Source organism: Bradyrhizobium sp. 31Argb, assembly GCF_043638955.1.
Classification (GTDB): domain Bacteria; phylum Pseudomonadota; class Alphaproteobacteria; order Rhizobiales; family Xanthobacteraceae; genus Bradyrhizobium.
The window spans coordinates 20359-44571 of record NZ_JBEGDB010000042.1 but is presented as its reverse complement, the minus strand read 5'-3'; the positions used below and the strand labels follow the sequence as shown (position 1 = coordinate 44571).

Genomic DNA, 24213 nt, shown 5'->3' with positions numbered 1-24213 from the left:
TTGAGCATGATCTCCGCGCAAACGCTTCGCGTTTGTCGCGAGGGAAAACCGGTGTCCACTTTTCCGGATCATGCTCTAATGTCAAATACGGACCTCAAGGAGTTCTATGGTCACTACATTGCGGCGATTAACGCCCGGGACCTCGAAAGCGTCGCAGAGCTGCTGCACGATGCCGTGACACGGCGACCGCCGCGCAGCAGCTGCAAAACCTGAACTAGGCCCGCAAGGCCTGCCTGAGGCCACTGTCAAAGCAAACTCACCTGTTAGGCGCTTCGAGCCCGTCAACTCCCGTCGGCTGAGCACCAACCCAGCTTTTCTGCGCTGATCCTTGGTCCGACTGATCGCTTGACGCCATCAACCCGTAAAAGGGTCGGCTACGCGAGCATGCCGCCGCTGCGGCTTACGCCTTGGCGGCGTTCTGCGCGGCCTCGAATACATCGCGTGCGGACGTCGTACCCGCTACGTGCTCCGTACCCTCGACTCCGAGGTCCATCCATCCTGCATTCACGGCCTCAAACATTTCTTCGGCAGGTCCGGTGTGGCCCTTCGGAATGCCGAATCGCTCGAACGCTTCCGCCCATCCTGCACGCGGGACTGCAAAGGCCTTCACGTCGAGATTCAGGACTTCACCCAATTGCTCCGCGACTTCATCCGCGCTGACCATCGAACCAAGCTCGAGGACGCGCTGCCCTGACCATGCTGGCCCGGTTAAAAGGGTTGCAGCCTCCGCGCCGATGTCGTTCGTCGCGACCATGGTCGATTTCCGGTTTGTCGGATTGTAGTAGACCGGTAGCGTTCCGCCCCGGGCGACCTGCAAGCCGTAGAGAAAATTTTCAAAGAATCCACCTGCGCGCACAAACGCGGTTGGCGATGTCAGGTCGCGAAAACCTTGCTCCAGAAGCGACAAGGCCGTGATCATCCCGAGCCCGCTTGTTCTGTTCGCGCCCATCGACGAAAGCGCAACCACTCGCGGCGGCGCTGCCTTGGTGAGCGCCTCGACATAGTTTGCAATCACGCCCTTTGCTTCTTTGTAATCGGGCGACGGCGCCCAGACAGCCGGCAACATGACGAACGCGCCGTCGACGCCTTTGAGCGCTTGCTCGATGGCTGTCGGATCATTCCAATCGCCGTCTACCATTTCCACGCCCTGGTTCACCCAGTTAGTCGCCTTCTCGCGATTGCGGACCAGCGCGCGTACCTCCTTGCCGTGCGCCAACAGATGTTCTGCCGTTGCGCCGCCAACTTTTCCCGTGATTCCCATTACTAAAAACATGTGTTTTCTCCTGATCTTGGGGGCAGAGCCCCCTGTTGGTTCAGCGGATGAGCGGCAAAAGGGCCCGGACACGGGCATCACGCGCGTAGAGGCCGCCCCATGTCAGCGCGCCCAGCAACAGGGAAATGAGTTCCGGTGGCGATCCCAACTCACCGATGCGGACATGGGCACAGATGGCGCCGCCCAGAAAGCCCGTGACCAAGATCGCGCCGAGGACGGCGGTGGCCGGGACGGCGTAAAGGATGGCACAGGCGAGGATGATCGGACCTACGACACGGCTCAGGTCCATCGCAAACCCGGTTTCCTGCAACATGCTCGCGATCTGTGCCGGCGCGAAAAGCTGAATAGTGCCGTCTGCCACCAGAGCGACAACGACAGCTGCGGTCATTATCCGGCCGGCCCACAGGGCGCGATGCAAGTTCATGACTTCCGGCGCCTGATGAAGGTTCATAGTTTCAGACACTTGGCGTTCTCCGAGAGGGTCACCTGTCTTCGAGGCCCCCTACTTACTGTGTCTCCTGTGTGTGATAAATGCCGAGGAAATGAACTCACTGTTCCTCACGCGGTGAACAATGCGAAGGCTCGAAAATGCAGAATCTCGAACCCATCCTCATTTTCATAACGGTCGCGGAAATGGGGAGCTTCACCCACGCGGCCGATAGGCTGGGCATCCAAAAGGGGAGAGCCTCGACCGCGGTCCGGAAGCTGGAAGAAGATGTCGGTGTCAGGCTCCTGCACCGGACGACGCGCAGCGTGCAGTTGACGGAGGACGGACGCGCATTTCATGCCCGCGCCCGCGATCTTCTTGCTGAAGTTGATGATCTGCACTCAATGTTCGCGAGCGATCGAGTGGTACTTCGCGGGCGCTTACGGGTCGATCTTCCGACCGAGGTGGCGCGCACAACGATCGTGCCGGCCTTGCCGGATTTCATGGCGACTCACCCCGAGTTGGAGTTGGAGGTGTCGAGTACGGATCGGCAAGTTGATTTGGTTCAAGAGGGATTTGACTGCGTATTGCGGCTTGGTCCCATCAGGGACGAGACGCTGGTTGCCCGCCCGCTGGGCCTGTTGCGTATGGTCAACGCTGCCAGTCCCGCCTATCTGGCGCGCTATGGCGTTCCTCGATCGCTAGAAGATCTCCAGCGTCAGGAACATCGGACAATTCATTTTTCGACGATGCTGGGCGCAAGATCCTATGGATGGGAATATCCGGACGGCGACAGCTACGCGACGCTTCAGTTGCCAGGTGCGCTACACGTCAACAGCGCGCAGACCTACGAAGCCGCTGCCCTCGCCGGCCTTGGCCTGATTCAGGCGCCACTCTTGGGGGTTGGCCGATACTTAGAGAGTGGAGCGCTTGTGGAGATCATACCCGATTTTCGTCGCCGGCCGCTCGCCGTGTCCCTCGTCGTAGCACATCGGAGCAATCTGTCGCGCCGAGTCCGTGCATTCATGAAATGGATCGAAGATGTGCTGACGCCGTATCTGGAATAGCGAGCCGAACATCTTCGTCCGGCCCTCGATGTCAACGGCGGAGTAATTTCAGGCCACTGAGCCGAGCCTCCGACGCGCAATAGATATCCGGGAAGACCACTTGCTGCCGTGCCGCTTTCAGCGACTATCAATATCGATCGGTCCACTTTTCTCGAATCCACTGGCAACGCCGCAGCGCCGACATAGCCGAAGACTACCGTCAGCAGCGCGAGGGATTGACCGCGATTTTCGCTTGGAGCGATCGCAGCTCGGCTTCCGACTGGATTATGGCAAGCGTCGCCGGCGACCCACCGCGCGTCAGTCGCTCGATAGGGACAGCCCGGCGAGAAGCGGAGCGTACGCGGCGAGCCTGCGGGATACGAACTCCGCGAAGAGCCGCACGCGCTTCGTCTTGCGTGTCTCCCCCTGTGTGAGAAGCCAGACCGTTCCGTACATGTGCAGGTCGGTGCCCGGCACCCTCACCAGCAGCGGGTCGGCATCGCCGACGAAGCACGGCAGTGTCGTGATCCCGAGCCCTTGCCGTACAGCAACGATCTGCGCCCCGGCGTCACTGGTCCTGAATGGAACCCCCGTGGTACGAACCTCACCCTCGCTGGCCCAATCCGGAATTCCATGAATGCTGATGACGATCCAGCGGATGGGATCAGGCGCGCCCGCACGCCACGCGGCCAGTCGATCGCGGGACATGTAGACGCCGCCGAACAGTTCCGGTCCCTTCAGGCCGTGAAGATTGAGCGGCAGGGTTTTGCGGTCGTAGACGACGCGGATCGCCACGTCGGCCTCCCGGTTGGTCAGATTTGCCAGCTCGCCGAACGACAGGATTTCCATCTCGATGTCCGGATGCAGACGCGCGAAATCGGCGAAATCCGGCATGAGCAGGTGTGTCGCGAGCGGCGGCGCCAGCGTCACCCGCAGACGCCCGCGCACGCTCTGGTCGCGCCCGAAGACGCGCGTCTCCAGCAGGTGCGACGACACTTCCATCTGGTCCGCGAACTCGAGGACCTCCTCGCCTGCAGCCGTCAGGCGGTAGCCCGAAGGCAGCTTTTCGAACAGGTGGACCCCGAGGCGTTCCTCGAGCTGGGCGATGCGTCGCAGCACTGTCGCGTGGTTCACACCGAGGCGCTCGGCGGCAGCCCGCACCGAGCCTCCGCGCGCGACGGCGAGAAAGTAGCGAACGTCATCCCAGTCGATCATGGTGCAATCCGGCACCGCGGGGTGCGCCTTCCAAAGCCCGTGTCCGATACCATCGAATAACGTCTCGTCCTCGGACAAGTGGGGCGGCGACTTTGGCGCCTGGGGCGTCGCTCACCGCGCACACCGCATGCCGTGGCTGAAGTTACTAGCTCGCCTGGTTCGATTTTGCACCACCGATGTGCGAACTTCCGCACTGAACGCCTGACGCGGCCGGACCCATTTCAGCCTCGACACCGTCCCCGGACGAATGCTTGGGGGCAACTGAGGAAAGCCGAAAGGAGAAGTCATGGGAAAGCTTGAGGGCAAGGTTGCAGTCATCACGGGTGGATCGAGCGGCATGGCGCTGGCGAGCGCCAAGCGGTTCGTTGAAGAAGGCGCTTATGTTTTCATCACGGGCCGGAGGCAGGAGGCGCTCGATGAGGCCGTCAAGCTGATTGGCCGGAACGTGACCGGCGTGCGCGGCGACGCGTCCAATCTCGACGACCTCGACCGCCTGTTCGATACAGTCAAGCGGGAAAAGGGCAAGATCGACGTCCTGTACGCGAGCGCCGGCATGGGCGAAGCCGTCCCACTGGGCGAGATTACCGAGCAGCACTTCGATGCGGCCTTCAACCTGAATGCGCGCGGCACGCTGTTTACGGTTCAGAAGGCGTTGCCGCTGTTCAACGATGGCGGATCGATCTTCATGACCGGGTCAGTTGCTTCGGTGAAAGGTTTTCCTGGTTACGGCGTGTATTCGGCGAGCAAGGCGGCGTTGCGCTCATTCGCACGCACTTGGCTCAACGAACTGAAGGGCAGGAATATCCGGGTGAACGTGCTGAGCCCGGGGCCGATCGCCACACCGATGCAGGACCAAGTTCTCACCGAGGAGGCGAAGCGGATGTTCGAATCCCTGATCCCGCGGGGAAAGATGGGTCGTCCAGAGGAAATTGCGGCGGTCGCGCTGTTTCTTGCTTCGGACGATTCGAGCTTCGTGAATGGGGTGGAGTTGTCTGTCGACGGCGGCTTCTCGGCCATCTGAAAGGCCGGGGAATCAATACAACACGGATCGGAGAAGCATTATGAGCTATGCAATTGTAGGATTCGGTAAGATAGGCCAGGCCCTCGCCCGCGCCTTCGCCCGTAAAAATATCGACGTGACCGTCGCGAGCCGCCGACCGCCCGAGGCATTGGCGCCGCAGGCTCGGGCGATTGGACCCACGGTCGTCGCCAAGTCGCTGCAAGATGCGCTCGAGGCCGACACAATCATCCTGGCGGTCCCGTTCGGGGAGCATCGCGAGGTTGCGAAGGCCCTGTCGAGCTGGAAAGGCAAGACGGTCATCGACGCGATGAACGCGTTAGTTCCCCTTGAAGAGCTGGACGGTCTCCCGTCCTCCGCCTTCGTCGCGAAGGCGTTCACCGGCGCCAAGTTCGTGAAAGGTTTCAATCACCTGATTGCGGCCACCCTGGCTGCCGATCCGATCGTCGAGGGCGGCCACCGGGTCGTCTTTCTGTCGAGCGACGACGAGGACGCGACCGCTCCCGTGGCGGCCTTGGCCAAACAACTCGGGTTCGCACCCGTCAAGCTGGGAAAGCTCAACGAGGGTGGCGCGCTGGTGCACGCACGCGGCCGCGTTTGGGGCCAGCTCATCTTCCAGGATTTGTTCAAGAAGGAGCAGTAATCGATCTACGACCGTGTGATCGACGCCGAGAACTGGTCGCGCGCGCTAACTTCTTCGAGCGCGCGACCGAATATTTGAAGGCCACAAAGTCGCGAAGGTTGGGGTGGGCCTGACGGCGTATGGGCGCCGTTCGAAGAGCGGGGAGACGCCCGACAGAGCGGCAGATCTGCGGGTCGCCTAGAATCTATCGACTACTATCGATGGCCTAGGATTCGCTCGAGTGTCCTCTGCTATCCGATACTACTCCACGGTACTCCCCTTCACTCCCACTCGATCGTCCCCGGTGGCTTGCTCGTCACGTCGTACACCACGCGGTTGACACCCCTCACCTCGTTGATGATACGCGTCGCCGTCGCCCCGAGGAAGCTCATGTCGAACCGATAGAGGTCCGCCGTCATGCCGTCGGTCGAGGTCACCGCGCGCAGGCCGACGACGTATTCGTACGTCCGGCCGTCGCCCATCACGGGCTCGCGGCCGGCATGAAAGCCCCTGAGGTTAAGAGGTCCCGTAACGCCGTGCGGCCTCGATGGTCAGTCCCTTGCCGACAGCCCCGAACGTATCTCCATCAATCGCCCGCGCCGCTGGCAGTTTCGCCGTGATTGCCTTGCGGACATGGGCCAGTTGAACCGACCCTCCGGTCAGAAACACCGCGTCGATGTCGGCTCCCGCAAGGCCGGCCTGCTTCAGGCAAATGTCTATCCGCGCCTCGATGCGGTCGGCAAGACGCTGGGTGTAACTGACCAGATCCTTGCGTCGTACCCCAGCTTCCAGGCCCTTCTCAATCCACTCCAACGCGATGTTGGATTTCGGCGTCTCCGAGAGCCCTATCTTGACGCCTTCGACATCCATCGCAAGCGTGTGTCCGCGCTGCTCGTCGAGCACCCGCACCAGGCGATCGAGCAATTCCGGCTGCTTCGCCTCATAACGCACCTGACGTATTTCGCTGATGACTTTTGAATCATACATGCGGTTGATGCTCGACCACGTCGCGAGGTCATGGAAATAGCTCGACGGGACTTCCAGATCCTCCCGCTTCATAGCCGAGCGATAGCCGAGCAACGGCATCACGACACCAAGACTGAGATACCGATCGAAATCGGTGCCGCCGATGCGGACGCCGTCGTTGGCCAGGATATCGTCCTTGCGCTCGGCGTGGCGATGCCGCTCCGGCGACAACCGAACAACTGAAAAGTCCGACGTTCCGCCGCCGATGTCGGCGATCAGCGCGATTTCCTCGGTCCCGATTTGACGTTCGTAGTCAAGCGCCGCTGCGATCGGCTCGAACTGAAATGAGATGTCACCAAAGCCGACTTGCTTGGCTATATCGCGCAAAGTCGCCTCCGCCTTGGCATCGCCAGTCGGATTGTCATCGACGAAGTGTACCGGGCGGCCATGTACGACGTGACGCAACGGGTATCCGACGACCTCTTCCGCGCGCCGCTTCACCGCACCAATATAGTAAGCGATGACATCACGGAAGCTGACGCGCGCGCGGCCGACGCGGGTGGTCTCGTCGATCAGCGTCGTGCCGAGCACCGATTTGAGGCTGCGCATCAGTCGCCCGGCGTCACCCTCTACATAAGCTTCGATGGCACGACGGCCGATATGGGTGCCGGCGTCGGCTTTGTAGAAGATTGCGCTTGGAACCGTGACGTGAGCGCCCTCAAGCGCGGCCAGCACCGGGCTATTGCCAATGATTGTGCCAAGCGTAGTGTTCGACGTCCCAAAATCCAGACCGCAAATCGCTCCCGGGCGGGCGTGAGTTATTCCCACTCAATCGTCCCCGGCGGCTTGCTCGTCACGTCGTACACCACGCGGTTGACGCCCTTCACTTCGTTGATGATCCGCGTCGCCGTCGCCCCTAAGAACGACATGTCGAACTGATAGAAGTCCGCGGTCATGCCGTCGGTCGACGTCACCGCGCGCAGGCCGACAACGTATTCATACGTCCGGCCGTCGCCCATCACGCCGACCGTCTTCACCGGCAAGAGCACCGCGAACGCTTGCCAGATCGCATCGTAGAGGCCGGCTTTGCGGATCTGGTCGATGTAGACGGCGTCGGCCTGGCGGAGGATGTCGAGCTTCTCGCTGGTGATGTCGCCGGGGCAGCGGATGGCGAGGCCGGGGCCCGGGAAGGGGTGGCGGCCGACGAAGGCTTCGGGGAGGCCGAGCTCGCGGCCGAGCACGCGGACTTCGTCCTTGAACAGTTCGCGCAGCGGCTCGACCAGCTTCATGTTCATGCGTTCAGGCAGGCCGCCGACATTGTGGTGCGACTTGATCGTCACCGACGGGCCGCCGGTGAAGGAGACGCTTTCGATCACGTCGGGATAGAGCGTGCCCTGCGCCAGGAATTCGGCGCCGCCGATCTTTTTGGCCTCCTGCTCGAACACGTCGATGAAGAGGCGGCCGATGGTCTTGCGCTTCTGTTCGGGGTCGGTGACCCCTTGGAGCTCGCCGAGGAATTGCTTCGACGCATCGACGTGAACCAGCGGGATGTTGTAGTGATGGCGGAACAGGTCGACGACGGTCTCGGCCTCGTTCAGCCGGAGCAAGCCATGGTCGACGAAGACGCAGGTGAGCTGGTCGCCGATCGCTTCATGGATCAGCACCGCCGCGACCGCTGAATCGACGCCGCCGGAGAGGCCGCAGATCACCCTGCCCTTGCCGACCTGGGCGCGGATCTTCTCGATCGCCTCTTCGCGGAAGGCACGCATGGTCCAGTCGCCGGTCAGGCCAGCGACCTTGCGGACGAAATTGCGCAGGAGCTTGGCGCCGTCGGGCGTGTGCACCACCTCGGGGTGAAACATCAATCCGTAATACTTCCGCTTCTCGTCCTGGATCACCGCGAACGGAGCGTTGGCCGAGATGCCGGCCACGGTGAAGCCCGGCGGCATTTTGGTGATGCGGTCGCCATGGCTCATCCAGACCTGGTGGCGCTCGCCCAGCGACCAGGTGTCGTCGAACAGTTTGCTCGCGGTCTTTACTTCCAGATCGGCGCGGCCGAACTCGCGGTGGTGACCGCCCTCGACCTCGCCGCCGAGCTGGGCGGCCATGGTCATCTGGCCGTAGCAGATGCCGAGCACGGGGACGCCCGAGTCGAATATGAGCTGCGGCGCGCGCGGCGAGCCCTCCTCATGCACCGATTCCGGGCCGCCGGAGAGGATCACCGCCTTGGGCTTCATGTCCTTGAAGGCGGCCTCCGCCTTCTGGAATGGCACGATCTCGGAATAGACGCCCTCCTCGCGGACGCGGCGGGCGATCAATTGCGTCACCTGACTGCCGAAATCGACAATCAGAATCTTGTCATGCGCCGAGGCCACGGAGGGCGTCGACGGCGAGCGGTCGGGCTTGGCGGCTGTCATGGACAGCAGATACGCGACGGGGGGCGGCATCGCAACCCTCCCGGGGGCGGCGGGTGCGGGCTGGTGACGGCCATCCACGGGGTTTTGCCGGTGTCAGGGCTGCCGTAGGGTGGGCAAAGCGGAGCGTGCCCACCTTTCTTGCACCGCCCGTGGAGGGTGGGCACGCTTCGCTTTGCCCACCCTTCCGCACCTACCCCGTTCGCTTCAAAATCGAGACGAAGAAGCCGTCGGTTCCGGTGCGGCGGGGGGTCATCAGCCAGCCCTCGGGTGACGGCAGGGCCGCGGCGGCGAAGGCTTCCGCCTTGTCCCAGAGGATGCTGGCGGTCTGTTCGGGTGGGATGATCGAGAATTCGCCATGGCGGGCGAGGAAGGCTCCGACCTGCTCGCCGTTCTCGGCCGGCAGCACCGAGCAGGTGATGTAGGCGATGCGCCCGCCCGGCTTCACCAGGGGCGCCGCGCGCGCGAGCACCTCGGCCTGGTCCTTCAGCCGCACCTCGAGCGCGCCCGGGCGCATCCGCCATTTGGCGTCCGGATTGCGGCGCCAGGTGCCGGTGCCCGTGCAGGGCGCGTCGATCACGACGAGATCGGCGGAGGCCTTGATGTCCGAAAGGGGATCGCTGTCGCCGCGGGGCGTGCGGACGTCGCAATTGTGCACGCCGGCGCGCGACAGGCGCTCGTGGATCGGCGCGAGCTGGCGCTTGTCGCGGTCGGTCGCGATCAGCCGGCCCTTGCCCTGCATCATCGCGGCGAGCGCCAGCGTCTTGCCGCCGGCGCCGGCGCAGAGATCGATCACCTGCTCGCCGGGCTTTGCGGCCGAGAACAGCGCGGCGAGCTGCGAGCCTTCGTCCTGTACTTCGATGCCGCCCTTGATGAAATCCTCCTCGGCATGGACGCCGACATTGCGGGCGTCGGCGCCGAGCTCGATCCGCAGACCAAGCGGCGACCACGGCGTTTCCTTGGCGCCGAGATGCTTCAGCCGCGGCAGCATCTTGTCGCGGCTCGTCTTCAGCGTGTTGACGCGCAGGTCAAGCGGCGCGCGGCTCGCCATCGCGGTCGCTTCCGCCGCGCGGTCGTCGCCGAACACATTTGCGAGATATGGATCGAGCCATTCCGGATAATCGCCGGCGGTATATGCCGGCGCGCCTTGCAGCGAGCGCGAGGTGAGCGCAGTGCGCTCGCTATCCGTGAGCGGCACTGGGGCGAAGCGGCCGCCGTCGCAGAGCGCGGCGATGGCGTCGACATCCATGCTGCGCTCGAGATGGAGCATGCCGAGCACGCGGGCGCGGGCGCTGTCGTCATCCATCAGGTAGGCGCTGGAGGATTGCCGGCGCAGCACGTCCCAGATCAGGCCAGAGATCGCGGCGCGGTCGCCGGAGCCGGCGTAGCGATGCGCGGTGCCCCACTCCTTCAAGGCTTTCGCCGCCGGCACGCGCTCAGCGTCGATGGTGTCGATCAATTCGATGGCGGCGGAGAGACGCGCGGCGGGGGTCATCAGGAACTTTCAGATCAGGAGCAGGAGTTTCAGAGCGAAATAGAGCCACATCGCAAACAGCACCAGCGCGCTTGCGAGCCAGGCCGTCGAGCGGGGTGCGGAATCGTTTGAGGTGACGAAGATGCCGGCATGCGCAAAGCGCGTCACCACGAACACCCAGGACAGCATCACGATGATGAGATCGGCACGGCGCAGCGGCAGCGCAAGTGCGATCAGGAGATAGAATAACACAGGCAATTCGAATTGGTCGCGGTAGCAATCGGCAAGCTGCGTCGCCCGGTTCGGCGCGCTACTGGCCGGCGCTCCGCGCTGCGTTCGCGTCATGCCGAACAGAAGCGCAAAGGTGAGCGCGACCAGCACGAAGACCGGCAGCAGAACCATTTGAACCGACATGGGATTCATACCCCGTTTAAAACGCAAGCGATAGCTGATGGCGAACGCTTCCGCTACTGACAACGTGACACCGTCATCATTCCGACTTCGGCCCGATCTAACATCGTTTCAAAAGGAAGGTTGCATGTCCGAATTTCGCCTGACCCAGATTTCCGACACCCACCTCGCCCGCATCCGGCCGACGCTGATCGCGAATTTTGAGGCGGTCGCCGAGCATATCGACGCGACGCGGCCCGAGCTCGTCCTCAACAGCGGCGACGTCGCCTTCGACGGGCCGAACAGCCGCGCCGATCTCGAATTTGCCAAGTCGCTGCATGCGGCGCTGCCGGTCGATTGCCGCTATCTGCCCGGCAATCACGACATCGGCGACAACCCGACCGCGGTCGGCACGCCGCCGACAGAGCCGGCAACGGAGGAGAATTGCGATGCGTTCCGCGCCATCGTCGGCGAGGATCGCTGGTGCTTCGAGGCCGCCGGCTGGCGCTTCATCGGGCTCAATTCGCTGATCATGAATACCGGGCTCGATAGCGAGGCCGAGCAGTTCGACTGGCTCGCTTCACAGCTTGGCAACGTCAACGGCAAGCCGGTTGCGCTGTTCCTGCACAAGCCGCTGTTCCTGAATCTGCCAGATGACGCCGAGCTTGCGGAAACCGCGATCCGCTATGTCCCGCAGCCGGCGCGGTGCCGCCTGATCGAGATGTTCGGCGCGGTCGACTGGCGCCTGGTCGGCAGCGGCCATGTGCATCAGCGGCGCGATTTCACCCATCGGGGCGTCCGCCATGTCTGGGCGCCGTCCGTCGGCTTCATGATTCCCGACCACATGCAGGACGTGATCGGGATCAAGGAAACCGGGATTGTCGAGTACCGCTTCCGGCCCGACAGTTTCGAGGTCCGCCACGTCAGGGCGAAAGGCCAAGTCGATATCAGCCTCGACGCGCTGCTCGCAGAGATGGCGGCGGATTAGGCCGACGCGTCAAGTCTGCGCCGTATCCTTCGGATCCTGCTGGATGACTGTCGTTCAGATCCTGCTGGATCACCGTCAGCAGCGCCTGCAGGGATTCCGCGTTGGGGCGTGGCGCGGGCGGCGGCACCAGCGGACCGATGCTGAGCGACTCAAGGTCGGGCCCGGCCTCGACGAATTTGCCGTGCAAAACATCAGCGCGGCGGCGGATGAGCCACATGGCCACCCCATAGCCGGCCGCCAGCAAAATGACACAGAATATGCCGATTTCAAACATGACTACACCTGAAAATAATGTATTAATTCAATGTGTTGCATGCACAGTCAAGCAAAGGCGACTCCTACGGGAATCATTTGGTTAACGCTGTGACCTTTCTGGTACGGTGGCCCTTGCCCGAAGCCTGCGATATCGCAGCCGCTGCCATAAAAAAGTCCGCCGCGTTGGCGCGGCGGACGGTGTTAATTTCCAAATGTTATCGGGGAACCCGTGACGGCCCGTCAGAGCCGTAGGACGGCGCCGCGGCTCACGCCCTGTCCGGCCCGACGCGCACGAGCTGCTTGCCGAAATTGGCGCCCTTCAAGAGGCCCATGAACGCCTCGGGCGCGCTCTCGAGACCGTCGGTGACGAACTCCTTGTACTTGACCTTGCCCTCGCGCACCCACTGCGACATGTCGCGCAGGAAATCGCCGTGACGGGCGGCGAAATCGCTGACGATGAAACCGCGGAACGTCAGGCGCTTGGTCAGGATCGCGCGCATCATCGCGCCGGCCCATTTCGGCGGCTTGCTCTCGGTATCGTTGTAGTGCGCGATCAGGCCGCAGACCGGCACGCGCGCGAACGGGTTCAGCAGAGGGAACACCGCGTCGAACACGGCGCCGCCGACATTCTCGAAATAGACGTCGATGCCCTTCGGACAAGCTTCCTTCAACTTGGCCGCGAGGTCGGGATCGCGATGATCGAGGCAATCGTCGAAGCCAAGCTCGTTCTTCACGAAGTCGCATTTGTCCTTGCCGCCGGCAATGCCGACCGCGCGAGCACCCTTGATCCTTGCGATCTGCCCGACCGCGGAACCGACCGCGCCTGACGCCGCAGCCACGACCACAGTCTCGCCTGCTTGCGGCTTGCCGATGTCGAGCAGCCCCGTATAGGCGGTCATGCCGGGCATGCCGAGCACGCCGATCGCGGTCGAGATCGGCGCAAGCTTTGGATCGATCTTGGACAGGCCCTTGCCGTCGGAGAGCGCGTGCGTCTGCCAGCCGGCGCGCGACAGCACGATGTCGCCCTTGGCAAAGCCAGGGTTGTTGGAAGCGACCACTTCGCTCACCGTGCCGGCTTCCATCACGCCGCCGACCGGCACCGGCTGCGCGTAGGACGGGCCATCGCTCATGCGCCCGCGCATGTAGGGATCAAGCGACAGCCAGATCGTGCGCAAGAGGACCTGGCCCGCGCCCGGCTCCGGCACGGCATATTCCTCGAGGCGGAAGTCGGATGGTTTGGGTTCGCCAACGGGACGCGAGGCGAGAACGATGCGCTTGCCCTGGGGCATGATGTTTCCTCCGATTGTTTGCTTCGCGTCACCGTAGCGAAGCAGCCAATCAATCGGAAGCGTCATTCGGGGACGATACGACGCATGAAGCCCGGAATAACAGAGAGACGGAGCTTACGCCCCGCCCGGATAGTTCGGGGATTCGCGGGTGATGGTGACGTCGTGGACGTGGCTCTCGCGCAAGCCAGCACCGGTGATCCGGATGAACTCCGCTTTGTTGTGGAATTCGGCGATGTTCCTGGCGCCGACATAGCCCATTGCGGCGCGCAGGCCGCCGGCAAGCTGGTGCATCACATTGGCGACCGGGCCCTTGTAGGGCACCTGCCCTTCGATGCCTTCAGGCACGAGCTTGAGCGTATCCTTGATGTCCTGCTGGAAATAACGGTCGGCCGAGCCGCGCGCCATCGCGCCGACCGAGCCCATGCCGCGATAAGCCTTGTAGGAGCGGCCCTGCCACAAGAAGACTTCGCCGGGCGTCTCATCGGTGCCGGCGAGCAGCGAGCCGACCATCGCGATGTCGGCGCCGGCCGCAAGCGCCTTGGCGAGGTCGCCGGAATATTTGATGCCGCCATCGGCGATGACGGGCACATTGGCCTTCTTCGCCGCTTCGACCGCATCCATGATCGCCGTGAGCTGCGGCACGCCGACGCCGGCGACGATGCGGGTGGTGCAGATCGAGCCCGGGCCGATGCCGACCTTGATCGAGTCAGCGCCGGCATCGATCAGCGCCTGCGCGCCGTCTTTGGTCGCGATGTTGCCGGCGATCACCTGCACCGCGTTGGAGAGCCGCTTGATGCGGTTGACGGCTTCGAGCACGCGCGAGGAATGGCCGTGCGCGGTATCCACGACAATGAGATCGACGCCGGCGTCGATCAGGCGCTCGGTGCGCTCGAAACCGCCCTCGCCGACCGTGGTCGCCGCGGCCACGCGCAGGCGGCCCTGTGCGTCCTTTGCGGCCAGCGGATGCGCCACCGCCTTTTCGATGTCCTTCACGGTGATCAGGCCGACGCAGCGATATTGATCGTCGACGACCAAGAGCTTCTCGATGCGATGCTTGTGCAGCATCCGCTTGGCTTCGTCCTGGCTGACGCCCTCGCGCACCGTCACGAGGTTTTCGTGCGTCATCAATTCCGAGACCTTCTGCCTGGGATCGGTGGCAAAGCGCACGTCGCGGTTGGTGAGAATGCCGACCAGCTTGCCCGGGACATTCTTCGCCGCGCCGGTGACCACGGGAATGCCTGATATGCCGTGGTCCTTCATCAGCGTCAGCGCATCCGCGAGCGTCGCGTCGGGACCGATGGTGAGCGGGTTGACCACCATGCCGGATTCGAACTTCTTCACCTGCCGCACCTGCGCGGCCTGGCCCTCGGCGTCGAAATTGCGATGGATGACGCCAATGCCGCCGGACTGCGCCATCGCGATCGCCATGCGCGCTTCGGTGACCGTGTCCATCGCGGAAGCGATGATCGGGATATTGAGCGGGATGGCGCGGGTGACGTAAGAGCGGATGTCGACTTCCGAGGGAAGCACGTCCGAGAGGCCCGGCTTCAGCAGCACGTCGTCAAACGTGAAGGCCTCGCGGATCGCGGGGGATGCCTGTACCGTCGCCATTGCCAACTCCTTTCGGCGGCGATCCGCCGCGATAACGTAAAAGGATGAGCGCCGCCTCCCGGCGCTGCCTGCTGCATCGCCGTCGAATCGGAGCCCATCGGTGGGGTTGACGCTGGTCGATAGCATGGCGACATGACGAATCAAAGTGTTTGCCAGCCATGCACAGGCTTTTTCAGCGCCCGCCGGCAACCGCGCCGCCGATCGCCTTCGGCCTGAATGGCCGCGTCAGGCTGGGATTTAGGTGGTTTTCCGCCGGGAACAATAGCCGGATCCGGTCGTGGCGACCGAGCCCGCTGCCCTAGTCGATCAACAGGTCAACCGGTACAGCCAACGCGCGAGCGAATTTCTTCTGCAGTTCGGCCGGGCCTTTGCGGCGCCCCGTCTCGATCTCGGACAGGTAGTTCTGGCTGATCCCGACCGCGACAGCCAGTTCGCCCTGAATCATGCCACGCCACTCACGGATGACGCGCACTGCATTATCGCCGTTCGCCAGACGATCGGCGACGGCCTTCGGCAGCACGACCTCGCGCCCCTCCTTCAGGGCACGCACGGAATTACGGACAATCCGGCTCGCGCCGGCATCCTCTTGCGCCTCGGCGGCCAAGGCGACCAGTCGATCATATTCGTTGCGCGGCAGCACGGCGAGATCGTCGCCGCCGGGGGTACGGATAAACTGGACATTGCTCTTTGCTGTGCCGGCTTTTGCCATGGCATCCTCTCAATCATAGATCTCGCGGCGGTGGCCTACGGCGTGAACCGTGATGGTATTGCCCTTCATCGTGAACAGGACGCGCCAGTCACCCGAACGCAATCGCATGCCTGATACGCCCTTGAGCGCTTTCACGTCACCAGCGCCGGTTTCTGCGAACGTCTTTAGCTTGAGATCGATCTGGGCGCGTGTCGCAGCGCTGAGTTTGCGCCATTGGCGGACGGCAGCAGAGGTGAATTCGATCTCTTTCACTGGCAATTATCGCACAACGCGATTCGTTCGACAAGATACCTTCGCATAGTGCGATATAGTGCGCACGGCGGGAACTGAAGGTTACACAGGATTTAGCTTTCGCGGGCACTCCGCAATAGCCTCGCACGCAACGCGGTGCTAAGCCGCACGGCATCCCGCCCCTGACTCGCCTGTTCTCCGATACCGATGGACAAGCAACGCCTGATCCCGCTGATCGTCGCCACCGCTTTATTCATGGAAAACATGGATTCGACGGTTATTGCGACCTCGCTGCCGGCGATTGCGGCCGATATTGGCACCAGTCCGTTGACGCTGAAGCTCGCGATCACCTCGTACCTGCTCTCGCTTGCGGTCTTCATTCCGGCGAGCGGCTGGACCGCCGACCGGTTCGGCGCGCGGATGGTTTTTGCGGGAGCGGTCGGTGTGTTCATGCTGGGATCGATCGGCTGCGCGCTGTCGTCCTCGGTCACCGATTTCGTGTTCGCGCGCATCCTGCAGGGCCTCGGCGGGGCGATGATGACACCGGTCGGCCGGCTGGTGCTATTGCGCTCGGTCGACAAGAGCGCGCTGGTCAACGCGATGGCGTGGGTGACGGTGCCGGCGCTGATCGGACCGGTGATCGGGCCGCCGCTCGGCGGCTTCATCACCACCTATTTCTCCTGGCACTGGATCTTCCTGATCAACATTCCGATCGGGTTCCTCGGCATCTTCATGGCGCTGAAATACATCGATCCGATCAAGAGCGAGAACCCGGAGCCGTTCGACCTCTACGGCCTCGTGCTTGCCGGCATCGGCCTTGCCGGTATCGCCTTCGGGCTTTCGGTCGCCGGCCTCAACCTTTTGCCATGGACGGTTGTCGCCTCGCTGATCGCGGTCGGCTCGATCTCGATGACGCTCTACGTCATCCACGCACGACGGACCGGATCGCCGGTGCTGGATTTCTCCCTGCTGAACCTGTCGACGCTGCGCGCCAGCATCATCGGCGGCTTCATGTTCCGCCTCGGCGTCGGCGCTCTGCCGTTCCTGCTGCCGTTGCTGATGCAGGTCGGCTTCGGGCTGTCGCCGTTCCAGTCCGGCCTCGTCACCTTCGCGTCCGCCGTCGGCGCCATGGGCATGAAGACGCTTGCCGCACGCATCATCCGCAGCTTCGGCTTCCGCAACCTGATGACGGTGAATGCTGTGGTGAGCTCGCTCTTCCTTGCCGCCTGCGCGCTGTTCACATCGACGACCCCGCTGCTCTTGATCATGATCATCCTGGTGGTCGGCGGCTTCTTCCGCTCGCTGCAGTTCACCGCCATCAACACGGTCGCCTATGCCGAGGTCGAGCCGGCGCAGATGAGCCGCGCCACAACGCTGGTCAGCGTCAACCAGCAGCTTGCGATCTCCGCCGGCGTCGCGGTCGGCGCGTTCTCGGTGGAGACGACGATGTTGCTGCACGGTGCGAGCGATTTGAGCGCGATCATGTTCGCGCCCGCCTTCCTGGTAGTTGCAGTCATCTCCGCGGCGTCGGCCTGGTTCTTCTGGCAAATGCCCGACGATGCCGGCCACGAGATCTCCGGCCGCAAGGCGGTCGAGATCTCCAGCCGCAAGGGCGCGGCCACCGCCGCCGTGAAGGCCGCAACCGAAGGAACGCAGGACGCGCGGGATCAGCGATTGGGATAGCGCCCGCGTCACCAACTTGTAATCGTTCTAAATCCCAGCTTCGTGTTGGTCGCAGCGCTTGACCGTTTCGCGCCCGGCTGAAAAACACGTGTGATGAGCGAACAAACCGATATCCGAACATCTCAGCCGTTGGGACTGGCCAAGCGGGGATATTCGGGCGTGATCCAGCATCTGGCCGTAGCTGAGGCAGCTTCAGCGCTCGCCGGCCACGAACTCGAGAGCCGGTTGATCGAGCTCGGTTTCGTCGAGGGCGCCCGGGTCGAGGTGCTGCACGAGGGGATCGTTGGACGCGACCCGATCGCGGTCAGGGTCGAGAACGTTACGATCGCCCTGCGCCGGCGCGAGGCCATGGCGATCATCGTCGCCTGATGGAGCGAGCGGTAACGCGATGGAAGCCCCACTGCTGCATCTCGCGCTGGTTGGCACGCCCAACAGCGGCAAGACCTCGCTTTTCAATGCGCTGACGGGCAGCCGCCAGAAGGTCGCGAACTATCCGGGCGTGACCGTCGAGCGCAAGGAAGGGTTTTTCGTCACCCCCGCCGGACGGCAGGTTTCGCTGGTGGACCTGCCCGGCACCTATTCGCTGCGCGGGCGCAGCCCGGACGAGGAAATCACCCGCGACATGGTGCTCGGCCGCACCCCTGGCGAGGCCGTGCCCGACCTCATCCTCTGTGTCGCGGACGCGACCAACCTGCGGCTGACGATCCGCCTGCTGCTGGAGCTGAAGAACACCGGCCGGCCGATGATGCTGGTGCTCAACATGTTCGACATTGCGGCCCGCCGCGGTGTGAGCGTGGACGTGCCGAAATTGTCCGAGGCGCTCGGCGTGCCCGTCGTGACGTCGATCGCAGTTCGCAAAGGCGGGATCGCGGAACTGTTGCGTCGAACCGACGAGATCGCGGCGCAAGAGCAATCACCCGTCGGGCCGAATCGATGGCAGCCCCTCACCGCCTCCCAGTTGCGCGCCACCCAGCGCGAGGCCGACCGCATCATCGCCTCCGCCGTCTCGCTACCGGCCAAGCCCGACACCTGGACCGCCCGGATCGACGCGGTGGTGCTGCATCCGGTGGCGGGACTTTTCATCCTCGCGCTGATCCTGTTCCTGATGTTCCAGGCCGTGTTCGCCTGGGCACAGCCGCTGATGGAGCTGTTGTCCTCGGCCTTCGACGCGCTCGGCCAGTTCGTGCATGACACGCTGCCGGAAGGGCTGCTGCAGAGCTTCCTGCAGAACGGCGTCATCTCCGGCGTCGGCAGCGTCATCGTGTTCCTGCCGCAGATCATCATCATCTTCCTGTTCATCCTGCTGCTGGAAGATTTCGGCTACATGGCCCGCGCGGCGTTCCTGATGGACCGCATCATGGGCGGCGCCGGCCTGCACGGCCGCGCCTTCATTCCGCTGCTGTCGAGCTTTGCGTGCGCGATCCCCGGCATCATGGCGACGCGCGTGATCGACAACCGGCGCGACCGCCTGACAACCATCCTGATCGCGCCGCTGATGACGTGTTCGGCACGCATTCCCGTGTACACGCTGATCATCTCGGCGTTCATTCCGGACCGCGATGTGTGGGGCTGGTTCAACCTGCGTGGCCTCGTCCTGTTCGGCCTCTATGCGGCTGGAATCACCAGCGCGCTCGGCGTCTCGTTCCTGGTCAAATTCTTCATGCTGCGCGATTACGCCCCTGCGCCGTTCATGCTGGAATTGCCCGACTACAAACTGCCGCGGCTGAAGAGCATCGCCATCGGCGTCTACACGCGGGCGAAGATGTTCCTGCAGCGGGCCGGCACGACGATCTTCTCGATGATGGTGCTGATCTGGTTCCTGGCATCATTCCCGACCGCGCCGACCGGTGCCCAAGATCCCGCCATCGACTACAGCCTCGCCGCGATCATCGGCAAGGCGATCGAGCCACTGCTGGCGCCGCTCGGTTTCAACTGGCAGATCGCGGTGGCGCTGATCCCCGGCATGGCCGCCCGCGAGGTCGCGGTGGCAGCGCTTGGCACCGTCTACGCCATCGAAGGTGGCAAGGAAGCCGCCGACCAGATCGGCCATGTGCTCGCCACCAAATGGAGCCTCGCCACCGCTTTGTCGTTGCTTGTGTGGTACATCTTCGCCCCACAATGCGCCTCGACGCTCGCGGTGATCCGCCGCGAGACCGGCGGCTGGCGATGGATGGCGGTCACCTTCTTCTACATGCTCACACTGGCGTATCTGGCGAGCTTTGCGACCTACAATATCGCGGTCGCATTGGGGGCAGGCTAAACCCCAAAACTATGGGTTGCTCTTGCACGGCATCTTGATGGTCGCGCGAAGGCCCGATCGGCCGGTCCCGTTGACGTTTTCGAACGCGATCGAGCCACCGCAACGATCGATGATCCGTTTCACGATCGATAATCCAAGCCCGGATCCCTCCCCCGTCGGCCGCTCACCTCGAAAGAACGGCTCGAATATCCGGTCGAGATCGCTCGGTGGAATCCCCGGCCCGGTGTCCTCGATCTGCAGGACCGCCATCTCGCCTTCACGATAGACCCCAAGGTCGACGCTTCCGCCATCGGGCGTGAACTTGACCGCGTTTTCGACGAGATTGCGCACGGCCGAGGCAAGCGACAGCGCATCACCGCTGACCGCAACAGTCTCGGCCATCCTAAAGCCCAAATCTATGTCTCGCGCGGCGGCTTCCGGCAGAAGATCGGCGACGACTTCCTTCGCTATCTCGTCGAGAGAGACGGTCTCCCAAACCGTGGCTTGCACGGCATCCTGGCGCGCAAGTGCCAAGAGTTGCTCGAGCAGATGCTTGGTTCGCCGCATGCCGCTCTTCAACGCGTTGAGACGCTCGCGCGCCTGGGGCGGCATTTCGCGCGGATCCAGATTTTCGGCCTGAAGGCTCAGCGCCGTAATCGGCGTCCGGAGTTCGTGGGCCGCGTCTGCGATAAACCGCCGCTGTTGCTCCATCATGCCGCGCATGCGATCCAACAATCCGTTAATCGACACGAGAAACGGATGTAACTCGCTCGGCATTCCCGCCGCCTTCAATTCATGGATGTCGTCGCCCCTTCTCGCATCGAGATCATGAGCCAGCTTGACCATCGGTCGGAACGAACTTGCGATCACCAATGCTGTCACCAGCAGAAGACATGGAACCAGCGCGACAATCGGCAGCAATGTCCGCAACGCCATGTCGTCTGCGATCTCGGTGCGGATCTCCGTGCGCTGCGTCACCGCGAATCGGCTGCCGTCGGCGCGCGTGCGCAGCAACAGGCGAATCGGCTGCCCTCTATATACGCCGTTGTGCAATCCGTCCGGCAGCGTCCAGAGATTACGGTCGTCGGCCGAGCCGCGCGGCGACGTTCCCAGTTCGATGACCGCAACCTCGGCCTCCGCGTCGACACCGTTGACGGGCTGGCTTTCCCTGACCGAAGCGTTCAGCGCGAACGTGCCGACCTGGATCAGGACCGAGTCCTGCATTTCGATGGCTTCGCTGTAGGCCCATAGATAAGCGAAGGTGCCTCCGATCACTCCCGTCAGCACGATAATCGCCGTGAGGCCGACGAACAGACGTGCGCGCAACGATTTCAGCATGTAGGACGATCCACCATCCACCCAACGCCGCGAACGTTCCTGATCGCAATGGCACCCAGCTTCTTGCGCACCGCGTGAATAAGGAATTCGACAGCATTGCTTTCGACTTCCTCGGTCCAGCCGTAGATCTGGCGCTCGAGTTCGCTGCGGGACAGGATCGCACCAGGCCGCATCAGCAGCGCCTGAACCAGAGCGAATTCGCGTGCGCTCAGTACCGCTTGCTCACCCAAGAAGGTCGCCTCGCGCGTGGCTGGATCAAGCCAAAGCCGGCCGTTGGTGAGAACCGGCGGCGTACCGCTGCCTTCGCGCCGCAGTACAGCGCGCATGCGCGCCAGCAATTCCCCGATCTCGAATGGCTTGACCAAGTAGTCGTCGGCACCAAGGTCGAGACCAGCCACGCGATCGCTCAAGGCGTCGCACGCCGTCAGTACGATGATCGGAAGGCGCGCGTGTTCCGCGCGGACTCGTTTTAGAACATCGAGGCCATCGACGAGGGGCAGGCCAAGATCGAGCAGCGCGATATCGTAGGTCTCGCTGTGGATCGCCTCGATGGCGAGATCGCCGTTCCTGACCCAATCGACGGCGTAGGCGGCATCCTTCAGCGCCTCCAGAACGGCCGCGCCGATCATTTTGTCGTCTTCGACCAGCAGCACTCGCATGACAGTCGGCACCCGCTATGGAGCCGGCGGACCGGCATCGTTCGCGGCTGCGCCGGGAGTCTCGGCCGTCGCAATGCCAGTGGCCAGCGAGCAGGCTACGGTCCGTGAACGGGACATCATCTTCCCTCTGGTTCTCCTGTCGGGTCTGGGCCTCCGCGGGAAGCATGACAGCTCCGACTTAGCCGATACTTAGCTCTACTCCCGTTCATCCTTCGGCACGATCGCGCCCCTAAGTCGGAGCTAAGTTGGGACAGGCACGCTCCATTCGAAATTCGGCAACACCGCAAGACATCCCCGATTGGAGTTCCGCAAAGTGTCCTATCCTGAACGCACTGGCGCGCCGATGCTGAACAAGGTCCCTGGAGTCACGCTAATCTTCTGGGTGATCAAGATCATGTCAACGACAGTCGGCGAGACGGGCGCGGACTACCTTGCCGTGCATGTGGGTCTCGGGGCCACCGTAACCGGGCTCCTGATGGCTAGCTTCCTCATCGTGGCGTTGATCGCGCAGTTGCGCATGCAGCGCTACACACCCTGGATATACTGGCTGACAGTGGTGCTGGTCAGCGTCGTCGGCACCCAGATCACCGATGCATTGACGGACAGGCTGGAGATAAGCCTTTACGTCAGCACGGCGGTCTTCGCCCTCATCCTCGCCGCCATATTCGCCGTCTGGTACGCCGTGGAGCGGACGCTGTCGATCCAAACCATCGTGACCACGCGCCGCGAGCTTTTCTACTGGGCTGCGATTCTGTCCACTTTCGCGCTCGGGACAGCGGCGGGCGATCTTGCGACGGAAGCCCTGCGCCTCGGGTTCAACGTCGGCGTCGTGGCGTTCGCGGCTCTGATCGCATCGATCGCGGCGTCCTATGCCCTCGGCACCAACGCCGTGCTGACGTTCTGGCTGGCGTACATCCTGACACGTCCACTGGGCGCGTCGTTCGGAGACCTGCTGTCGCAGGCACGCGAATATGGCGGTCTCGGCTTCGGCACGATCCACACCAGCCTCGTCTTCCTCGCGGTGATCGTGGCTCTGGTTGCCTGGATTTCCTTCGAAGACGGCCGCACCCACAAGGCCGCAGCCTACCTTGGCGAATGAGATCGACCAAGGTCCGTGCCAGTTAACCATGGAGAGCATGATGAAAAGGAAGATTCTTACCCTCGCCGCCGGGCTTCTTGCGGTCGTTGCCGCTCAGTCGGTCCCCAACGCCAATGGAGGCGTGTCCTTATGGCCACGCGCCGAAGCCGCCGCGTCGAAGCTCGGAGACCTGAGCCCGTTCCGCAGCATTGTCATCGACGTCGCCGCCCTGGTCGACGAGGGCGATTTTCCGGGCGCCAAGGCGCGGATCAAGGACCTCGAGACAAAGTGGGATGAGGTGGAGGCCGGATTGAAACCACGGGCCGCCGCCGATTGGCACACGGTCGACAAGGCTATCGATCGCGCGCTCGAAGCCGTCCGCGAAAGCACTCCCGATGCCGCCAAATGCAAGAAGGCCCTCGCCGAGCTGCTGGCTGTGATGGATTCGATGAAGGCCTAGAGGCCTAGAAGTGCCTCCATTCGATCCCCTCAATCTCCGGAGTGAAGAGCCTATGGAATTCATCAACGAGAACGGCGGCGTCGACGACGCCGGCAAGGTGCCGGCCATTTCGTTGGGCTTTTGGATCGTCAAGATCTCGGCCACGACGCTGGGCGAAACCGGCGGCGATGCCGTGACGATGTCGATGGGTCTCGGCTATCTGGTTGGTACGGCGATTTTCGCCATCATCTTTGCCGTGGTGGTCGCCGCCCAGATCGCAGCGAAGCGATTCCATCCGTTCCTGTATTGGACGGTCATCATCGCAACGACCACCGTCGGCACGACGCTGGCAGACTTCGTGGACCGGTCACTCGGGATCGGCTATCTCGGCGGCTCCTCCCTGCTCGCGGCACTGCTCGTCGCATCGCTCGCGGTCTGGCATCGAACGATGGGGTCGGTCTCGATTGCATCGATCGACAACAAGGCGGCGGAAGCCTTCTATTGGGTCACGATCCTGTTTTCGCAAACGCTCGGAACGGCGCTCGGAGACTGGATGGCCGACTCGACCGGGCTTGGCTATCGCGGCGGAGCCCTGGTCTTCGCAGCAGGCATCGCCATCGTCGCTGGCGCATACCTTTGGACCAATCTGTCCAGGACGCTTCTCTTCTGGGTCGCCTTCGTGCTGACCCGGCCTCTTGGAGCGACCGTGGGCGATTTCCTGGACAAGCCCCTCGATCACGGCGGCTTGGCTCTCAGCCGATATGCGGCTTCAGGCGCCCTCGCAGCCGCCATCGCGGCGCTGGTTTTTCTCCTGCCGCAGCGAGCGGACCAGCGAGCCTGACGCGATTC

25 protein-coding genes and 1 pseudogene are annotated in these 24213 nt (G+C 63.2%); 12 read left to right on the top strand and 14 right to left on the bottom strand.

What is annotated here, in order from left to right; all coding sequences use genetic code 11:
* On the top strand, nucleotides 1-213 hold a 213-nt coding region (locus tag AAFX91_RS11355), incomplete at its 5' end, for a hypothetical protein (RefSeq protein ID WP_394566494.1).
* A 187-nt stretch (nucleotides 214-400) separates the two neighbouring features.
* Here the strand turns inward: AAFX91_RS11355 and AAFX91_RS11350 are convergent.
* On the bottom strand, nucleotides 401-1273 hold the full coding sequence (locus tag AAFX91_RS11350; RefSeq protein WP_282529887.1) for an NmrA family NAD(P)-binding protein: 873 nt from the start codon (nucleotides 1271-1273) through the stop codon (nucleotides 401-403).
* Between the two features lie 40 nt (nucleotides 1274-1313).
* Nucleotides 1314-1736 (bottom strand): DoxX family protein, encoded by a 423-nt coding sequence (locus AAFX91_RS11345; RefSeq protein ID WP_282529886.1) that lies wholly within the window; start codon nucleotides 1734-1736, stop codon nucleotides 1314-1316.
* 125 nt (nucleotides 1737-1861) lie between these two features.
* Here AAFX91_RS11345 and AAFX91_RS11340 point away from each other — a divergent pair, with 125 nt between their 5' ends.
* Nucleotides 1862-2767: a LysR family transcriptional regulator gene (locus AAFX91_RS11340; RefSeq protein WP_394566493.1), complete on the top strand. Its 906-nt coding sequence runs from the start codon at nucleotides 1862-1864 to the stop codon at nucleotides 2765-2767.
* 297 nt (nucleotides 2768-3064) lie between these two features.
* On the opposite strand, the gene AAFX91_RS11335 is transcribed toward AAFX91_RS11340, so the two are convergent.
* Entirely contained in the window at nucleotides 3065-3961 is an 897-nt protein-coding gene (locus AAFX91_RS11335; protein WP_394566492.1) for a LysR family transcriptional regulator, read from the bottom strand.
* 286 nt (nucleotides 3962-4247) lie between these two features.
* Between AAFX91_RS11335 and AAFX91_RS11330 the strand changes: the two genes are divergently transcribed.
* Nucleotides 4248-4982 carry an SDR family NAD(P)-dependent oxidoreductase gene (locus tag AAFX91_RS11330; protein WP_394566491.1) on the top strand — a complete coding sequence of 245 codons (735 nt, stop codon included), beginning with the start codon at nucleotides 4248-4250 and terminating at the stop codon, nucleotides 4980-4982.
* Nucleotides 4983-5022: 40 nt separating this feature from the next.
* Nucleotides 5023-5622, top strand: coding sequence for an NADPH-dependent F420 reductase (locus tag AAFX91_RS11325; protein WP_394566490.1), 600 nt, complete (start codon nucleotides 5023-5025; stop codon nucleotides 5620-5622).
* A gap of 260 nt (nucleotides 5623-5882) precedes the next feature.
* On the opposite strand, the pseudogene AAFX91_RS11320 reads toward AAFX91_RS11325, so the two are convergent.
* From AAFX91_RS11320 to AAFX91_RS11300, 5 genes and pseudogenes are all read right to left on the bottom strand, one after another.
* Nucleotides 5883-6086: pseudogene (locus tag AAFX91_RS11320) on the bottom strand (GMP synthase (glutamine-hydrolyzing)); the annotation flags it as partial.
* Between the two features lie 31 nt (nucleotides 6087-6117).
* Entirely contained in the window at nucleotides 6118-7389 is a 1272-nt protein-coding gene (locus tag AAFX91_RS11315; RefSeq protein ID WP_394566497.1) for an Hsp70 family protein, read from the bottom strand.
* Entirely contained in the window at nucleotides 7386-8984 is a 1599-nt protein-coding gene (gene guaA / locus AAFX91_RS11310; protein WP_394566496.1) for a glutamine-hydrolyzing GMP synthase, read from the bottom strand. Before guaA ends, AAFX91_RS11315 begins: the two co-directional genes overlap by 4 nt.
* Nucleotides 8985-9174: 190 nt before the next feature.
* Entirely contained in the window at nucleotides 9175-10476 is a 1302-nt protein-coding gene (locus AAFX91_RS11305; RefSeq protein WP_394566489.1) for an RsmB/NOP family class I SAM-dependent RNA methyltransferase, read from the bottom strand.
* Between the two features lie 9 nt (nucleotides 10477-10485).
* A complete protein-coding gene (locus AAFX91_RS11300) occupies nucleotides 10486-10869 on the bottom strand; it encodes an MAPEG family protein (RefSeq protein ID WP_394566488.1) in 384 nt (127 codons plus the stop codon).
* Nucleotides 10870-10993: 124 nt separating this feature from the next.
* On the opposite strand from AAFX91_RS11300, the gene AAFX91_RS11295 reads away from it, so the two are divergent.
* Both AAFX91_RS11295 and AAFX91_RS11290 read left to right on the top strand, forming a co-directional pair.
* The gene (locus AAFX91_RS11295) at nucleotides 10994-11833 is read left to right on the top strand and encodes a metallophosphoesterase family protein (RefSeq protein ID WP_394566487.1); all 840 of its coding nucleotides are present in this window, start codon (nucleotides 10994-10996) and stop codon (nucleotides 11831-11833) included.
* Between the two features lie 43 nt (nucleotides 11834-11876).
* Nucleotides 11877-12119, top strand: a complete 243-nt coding sequence (locus tag AAFX91_RS11290; protein WP_394566486.1) for a hypothetical protein — start codon at nucleotides 11877-11879, stop codon at nucleotides 12117-12119.
* 235 nt (nucleotides 12120-12354) lie between these two features.
* Here the strand turns inward: AAFX91_RS11290 and AAFX91_RS11285 are convergent, their stop codons facing one another.
* The 4 genes from AAFX91_RS11285 to AAFX91_RS11270 form a co-directional block, all read right to left on the bottom strand.
* On the bottom strand, nucleotides 12355-13377 hold the full coding sequence (locus AAFX91_RS11285) for an NADP-dependent oxidoreductase (RefSeq protein WP_394566485.1): 1023 nt from the start codon (nucleotides 13375-13377) through the stop codon (nucleotides 12355-12357).
* Between the two features lie 114 nt (nucleotides 13378-13491).
* The gene (gene guaB, locus AAFX91_RS11280) at nucleotides 13492-14988 is read right to left on the bottom strand and encodes an IMP dehydrogenase (RefSeq protein WP_282531858.1); all 1497 of its coding nucleotides are present in this window, start codon (nucleotides 14986-14988) and stop codon (nucleotides 13492-13494) included.
* Between the two features lie 298 nt (nucleotides 14989-15286).
* Complete coding sequence (locus AAFX91_RS11275) at nucleotides 15287-15697, bottom strand: helix-turn-helix transcriptional regulator (protein ID WP_394566484.1); 411 nt, start codon at nucleotides 15695-15697, stop codon at nucleotides 15287-15289.
* Between the two features lie 9 nt (nucleotides 15698-15706).
* Nucleotides 15707-15949, bottom strand: a complete 243-nt coding sequence (locus AAFX91_RS11270; RefSeq protein ID WP_394566483.1) for a type II toxin-antitoxin system RelE/ParE family toxin — start codon at nucleotides 15947-15949, stop codon at nucleotides 15707-15709.
* A 186-nt stretch (nucleotides 15950-16135) separates the two neighbouring features.
* Here AAFX91_RS11270 and AAFX91_RS11265 point away from each other — a divergent pair, with 186 nt between their 5' ends.
* The 3 genes from AAFX91_RS11265 to AAFX91_RS11255 all read left to right on the top strand — a co-directional run bounded on the left by AAFX91_RS11265 (nucleotide 16136) and on the right by AAFX91_RS11255 (nucleotide 19871).
* Nucleotides 16136-17611: an MFS transporter gene (locus AAFX91_RS11265; protein WP_130579728.1), complete on the top strand. Its 1476-nt coding sequence runs from the start codon at nucleotides 16136-16138 to the stop codon at nucleotides 17609-17611.
* Between the two features lie 93 nt (nucleotides 17612-17704).
* Entirely contained in the window at nucleotides 17705-17980 is a 276-nt protein-coding gene (locus AAFX91_RS11260; protein WP_130226273.1) for a FeoA family protein, read from the top strand.
* Between the two features lie 19 nt (nucleotides 17981-17999).
* Nucleotides 18000-19871, top strand: coding sequence for a ferrous iron transporter B (locus AAFX91_RS11255; RefSeq protein WP_130579727.1), 1872 nt, complete (start codon nucleotides 18000-18002; stop codon nucleotides 19869-19871).
* Nucleotides 19872-19880: 9 nt separating this feature from the next.
* On the opposite strand, the gene AAFX91_RS11250 is transcribed toward AAFX91_RS11255, so the two are convergent.
* Both AAFX91_RS11250 and AAFX91_RS11245 read right to left on the bottom strand, forming a co-directional pair.
* On the bottom strand, nucleotides 19881-21188 hold the full coding sequence (locus AAFX91_RS11250; protein WP_130579726.1) for a HAMP domain-containing sensor histidine kinase: 1308 nt from the start codon (nucleotides 21186-21188) through the stop codon (nucleotides 19881-19883).
* Nucleotides 21182-21847: a response regulator transcription factor gene (locus tag AAFX91_RS11245; RefSeq protein WP_394566482.1), complete on the bottom strand. Its 666-nt coding sequence runs from the start codon at nucleotides 21845-21847 to the stop codon at nucleotides 21182-21184. The genes AAFX91_RS11250 and AAFX91_RS11245 overlap by 7 nt, the downstream gene beginning before the upstream one ends.
* Before the next feature lie 343 nt (nucleotides 21848-22190).
* On the opposite strand from AAFX91_RS11245, the gene AAFX91_RS11240 reads away from it, so the two are divergent.
* The 3 genes from AAFX91_RS11240 to AAFX91_RS11230 are packed head-to-tail and all read left to right on the top strand — an operon-like array spanning nucleotide 22191 to nucleotide 24205.
* Nucleotides 22191-22946: a hypothetical protein gene (locus tag AAFX91_RS11240; RefSeq protein ID WP_394566495.1), complete on the top strand. Its 756-nt coding sequence runs from the start codon at nucleotides 22191-22193 to the stop codon at nucleotides 22944-22946.
* The gene (locus AAFX91_RS11235; protein ID WP_394566481.1) at nucleotides 22936-23385 is read left to right on the top strand and encodes a hypothetical protein; all 450 of its coding nucleotides are present in this window, start codon (nucleotides 22936-22938) and stop codon (nucleotides 23383-23385) included. The genes AAFX91_RS11240 and AAFX91_RS11235 overlap by 11 nt, the downstream gene beginning before the upstream one ends.
* Before the next feature lie 52 nt (nucleotides 23386-23437).
* Nucleotides 23438-24205 (top strand): hypothetical protein, encoded by a 768-nt coding sequence (locus AAFX91_RS11230; protein ID WP_394566480.1) that lies wholly within the window; start codon nucleotides 23438-23440, stop codon nucleotides 24203-24205.
* Nucleotides 24206-24213: the final 8 nt, after the last annotated feature.

Excerpts from the sequence above, each read along its gene's own strand:
- AAFX91_RS11325 (WP_394566490.1), top strand. The coding sequence starts at position 5,023 with ATGAGCTATGCAATTGTAGGATTCGGTAAGATAGGCCAGGCCCTCGCC.
- AAFX91_RS11245 (WP_394566482.1), bottom strand. The coding sequence starts at position 21,847 with ATGCGAGTGCTGCTGGTCGAAGACGACAAAATGATCGGCGCGGCCGTT.
- guaB (WP_282531858.1), bottom strand. The coding sequence starts at position 14,988 with ATGGCGACGGTACAGGCATCCCCCGCGATCCGCGAGGCCTTCACGTTT.
- AAFX91_RS11250 (WP_130579726.1), bottom strand. The coding sequence starts at position 21,188 with ATGCTGAAATCGTTGCGCGCACGTCTGTTCGTCGGCCTCACGGCGATT.
- AAFX91_RS11285 (WP_394566485.1), bottom strand. The coding sequence starts at position 13,377 with ATGCCCCAGGGCAAGCGCATCGTTCTCGCCTCGCGTCCCGTTGGCGAA.
- AAFX91_RS11330 (WP_394566491.1), top strand. The coding sequence starts at position 4,248 with ATGGGAAAGCTTGAGGGCAAGGTTGCAGTCATCACGGGTGGATCGAGC.
- AAFX91_RS11260 (WP_130226273.1), top strand. The coding sequence starts at position 17,705 with ATGAGCGAACAAACCGATATCCGAACATCTCAGCCGTTGGGACTGGCC.
- guaA (WP_394566496.1), bottom strand. The coding sequence starts at position 8,984 with ATGACAGCCGCCAAGCCCGACCGCTCGCCGTCGACGCCCTCCGTGGCC.
- AAFX91_RS11275 (WP_394566484.1), bottom strand. The coding sequence starts at position 15,697 with ATGGCAAAAGCCGGCACAGCAAAGAGCAATGTCCAGTTTATCCGTACC.
- AAFX91_RS11300 (WP_394566488.1), bottom strand. The coding sequence starts at position 10,869 with ATGTCGGTTCAAATGGTTCTGCTGCCGGTCTTCGTGCTGGTCGCGCTC.
- AAFX91_RS11255 (WP_130579727.1), top strand. The coding sequence starts at position 18,000 with ATGGAAGCCCCACTGCTGCATCTCGCGCTGGTTGGCACGCCCAACAGC.
- AAFX91_RS11305 (WP_394566489.1), bottom strand. The coding sequence starts at position 10,476 with ATGACCCCCGCCGCGCGTCTCTCCGCCGCCATCGAATTGATCGACACC.
- AAFX91_RS11290 (WP_394566486.1), top strand. The coding sequence starts at position 11,877 with ATGACTGTCGTTCAGATCCTGCTGGATCACCGTCAGCAGCGCCTGCAG.
- AAFX91_RS11265 (WP_130579728.1), top strand. The coding sequence starts at position 16,136 with ATGGACAAGCAACGCCTGATCCCGCTGATCGTCGCCACCGCTTTATTC.
- AAFX91_RS11340 (WP_394566493.1), top strand. The coding sequence starts at position 1,862 with ATGCAGAATCTCGAACCCATCCTCATTTTCATAACGGTCGCGGAAATG.
- AAFX91_RS11230 (WP_394566480.1), top strand. The coding sequence starts at position 23,438 with ATGGAATTCATCAACGAGAACGGCGGCGTCGACGACGCCGGCAAGGTG.
- AAFX91_RS11240 (WP_394566495.1), top strand. The coding sequence starts at position 22,191 with ATGCTGAACAAGGTCCCTGGAGTCACGCTAATCTTCTGGGTGATCAAG.
- AAFX91_RS11350 (WP_282529887.1), bottom strand. The coding sequence starts at position 1,273 with ATGTTTTTAGTAATGGGAATCACGGGAAAAGTTGGCGGCGCAACGGCA.
- AAFX91_RS11335 (WP_394566492.1), bottom strand. The coding sequence starts at position 3,961 with ATGATCGACTGGGATGACGTTCGCTACTTTCTCGCCGTCGCGCGCGGA.
- AAFX91_RS11295 (WP_394566487.1), top strand. The coding sequence starts at position 10,994 with ATGTCCGAATTTCGCCTGACCCAGATTTCCGACACCCACCTCGCCCGC.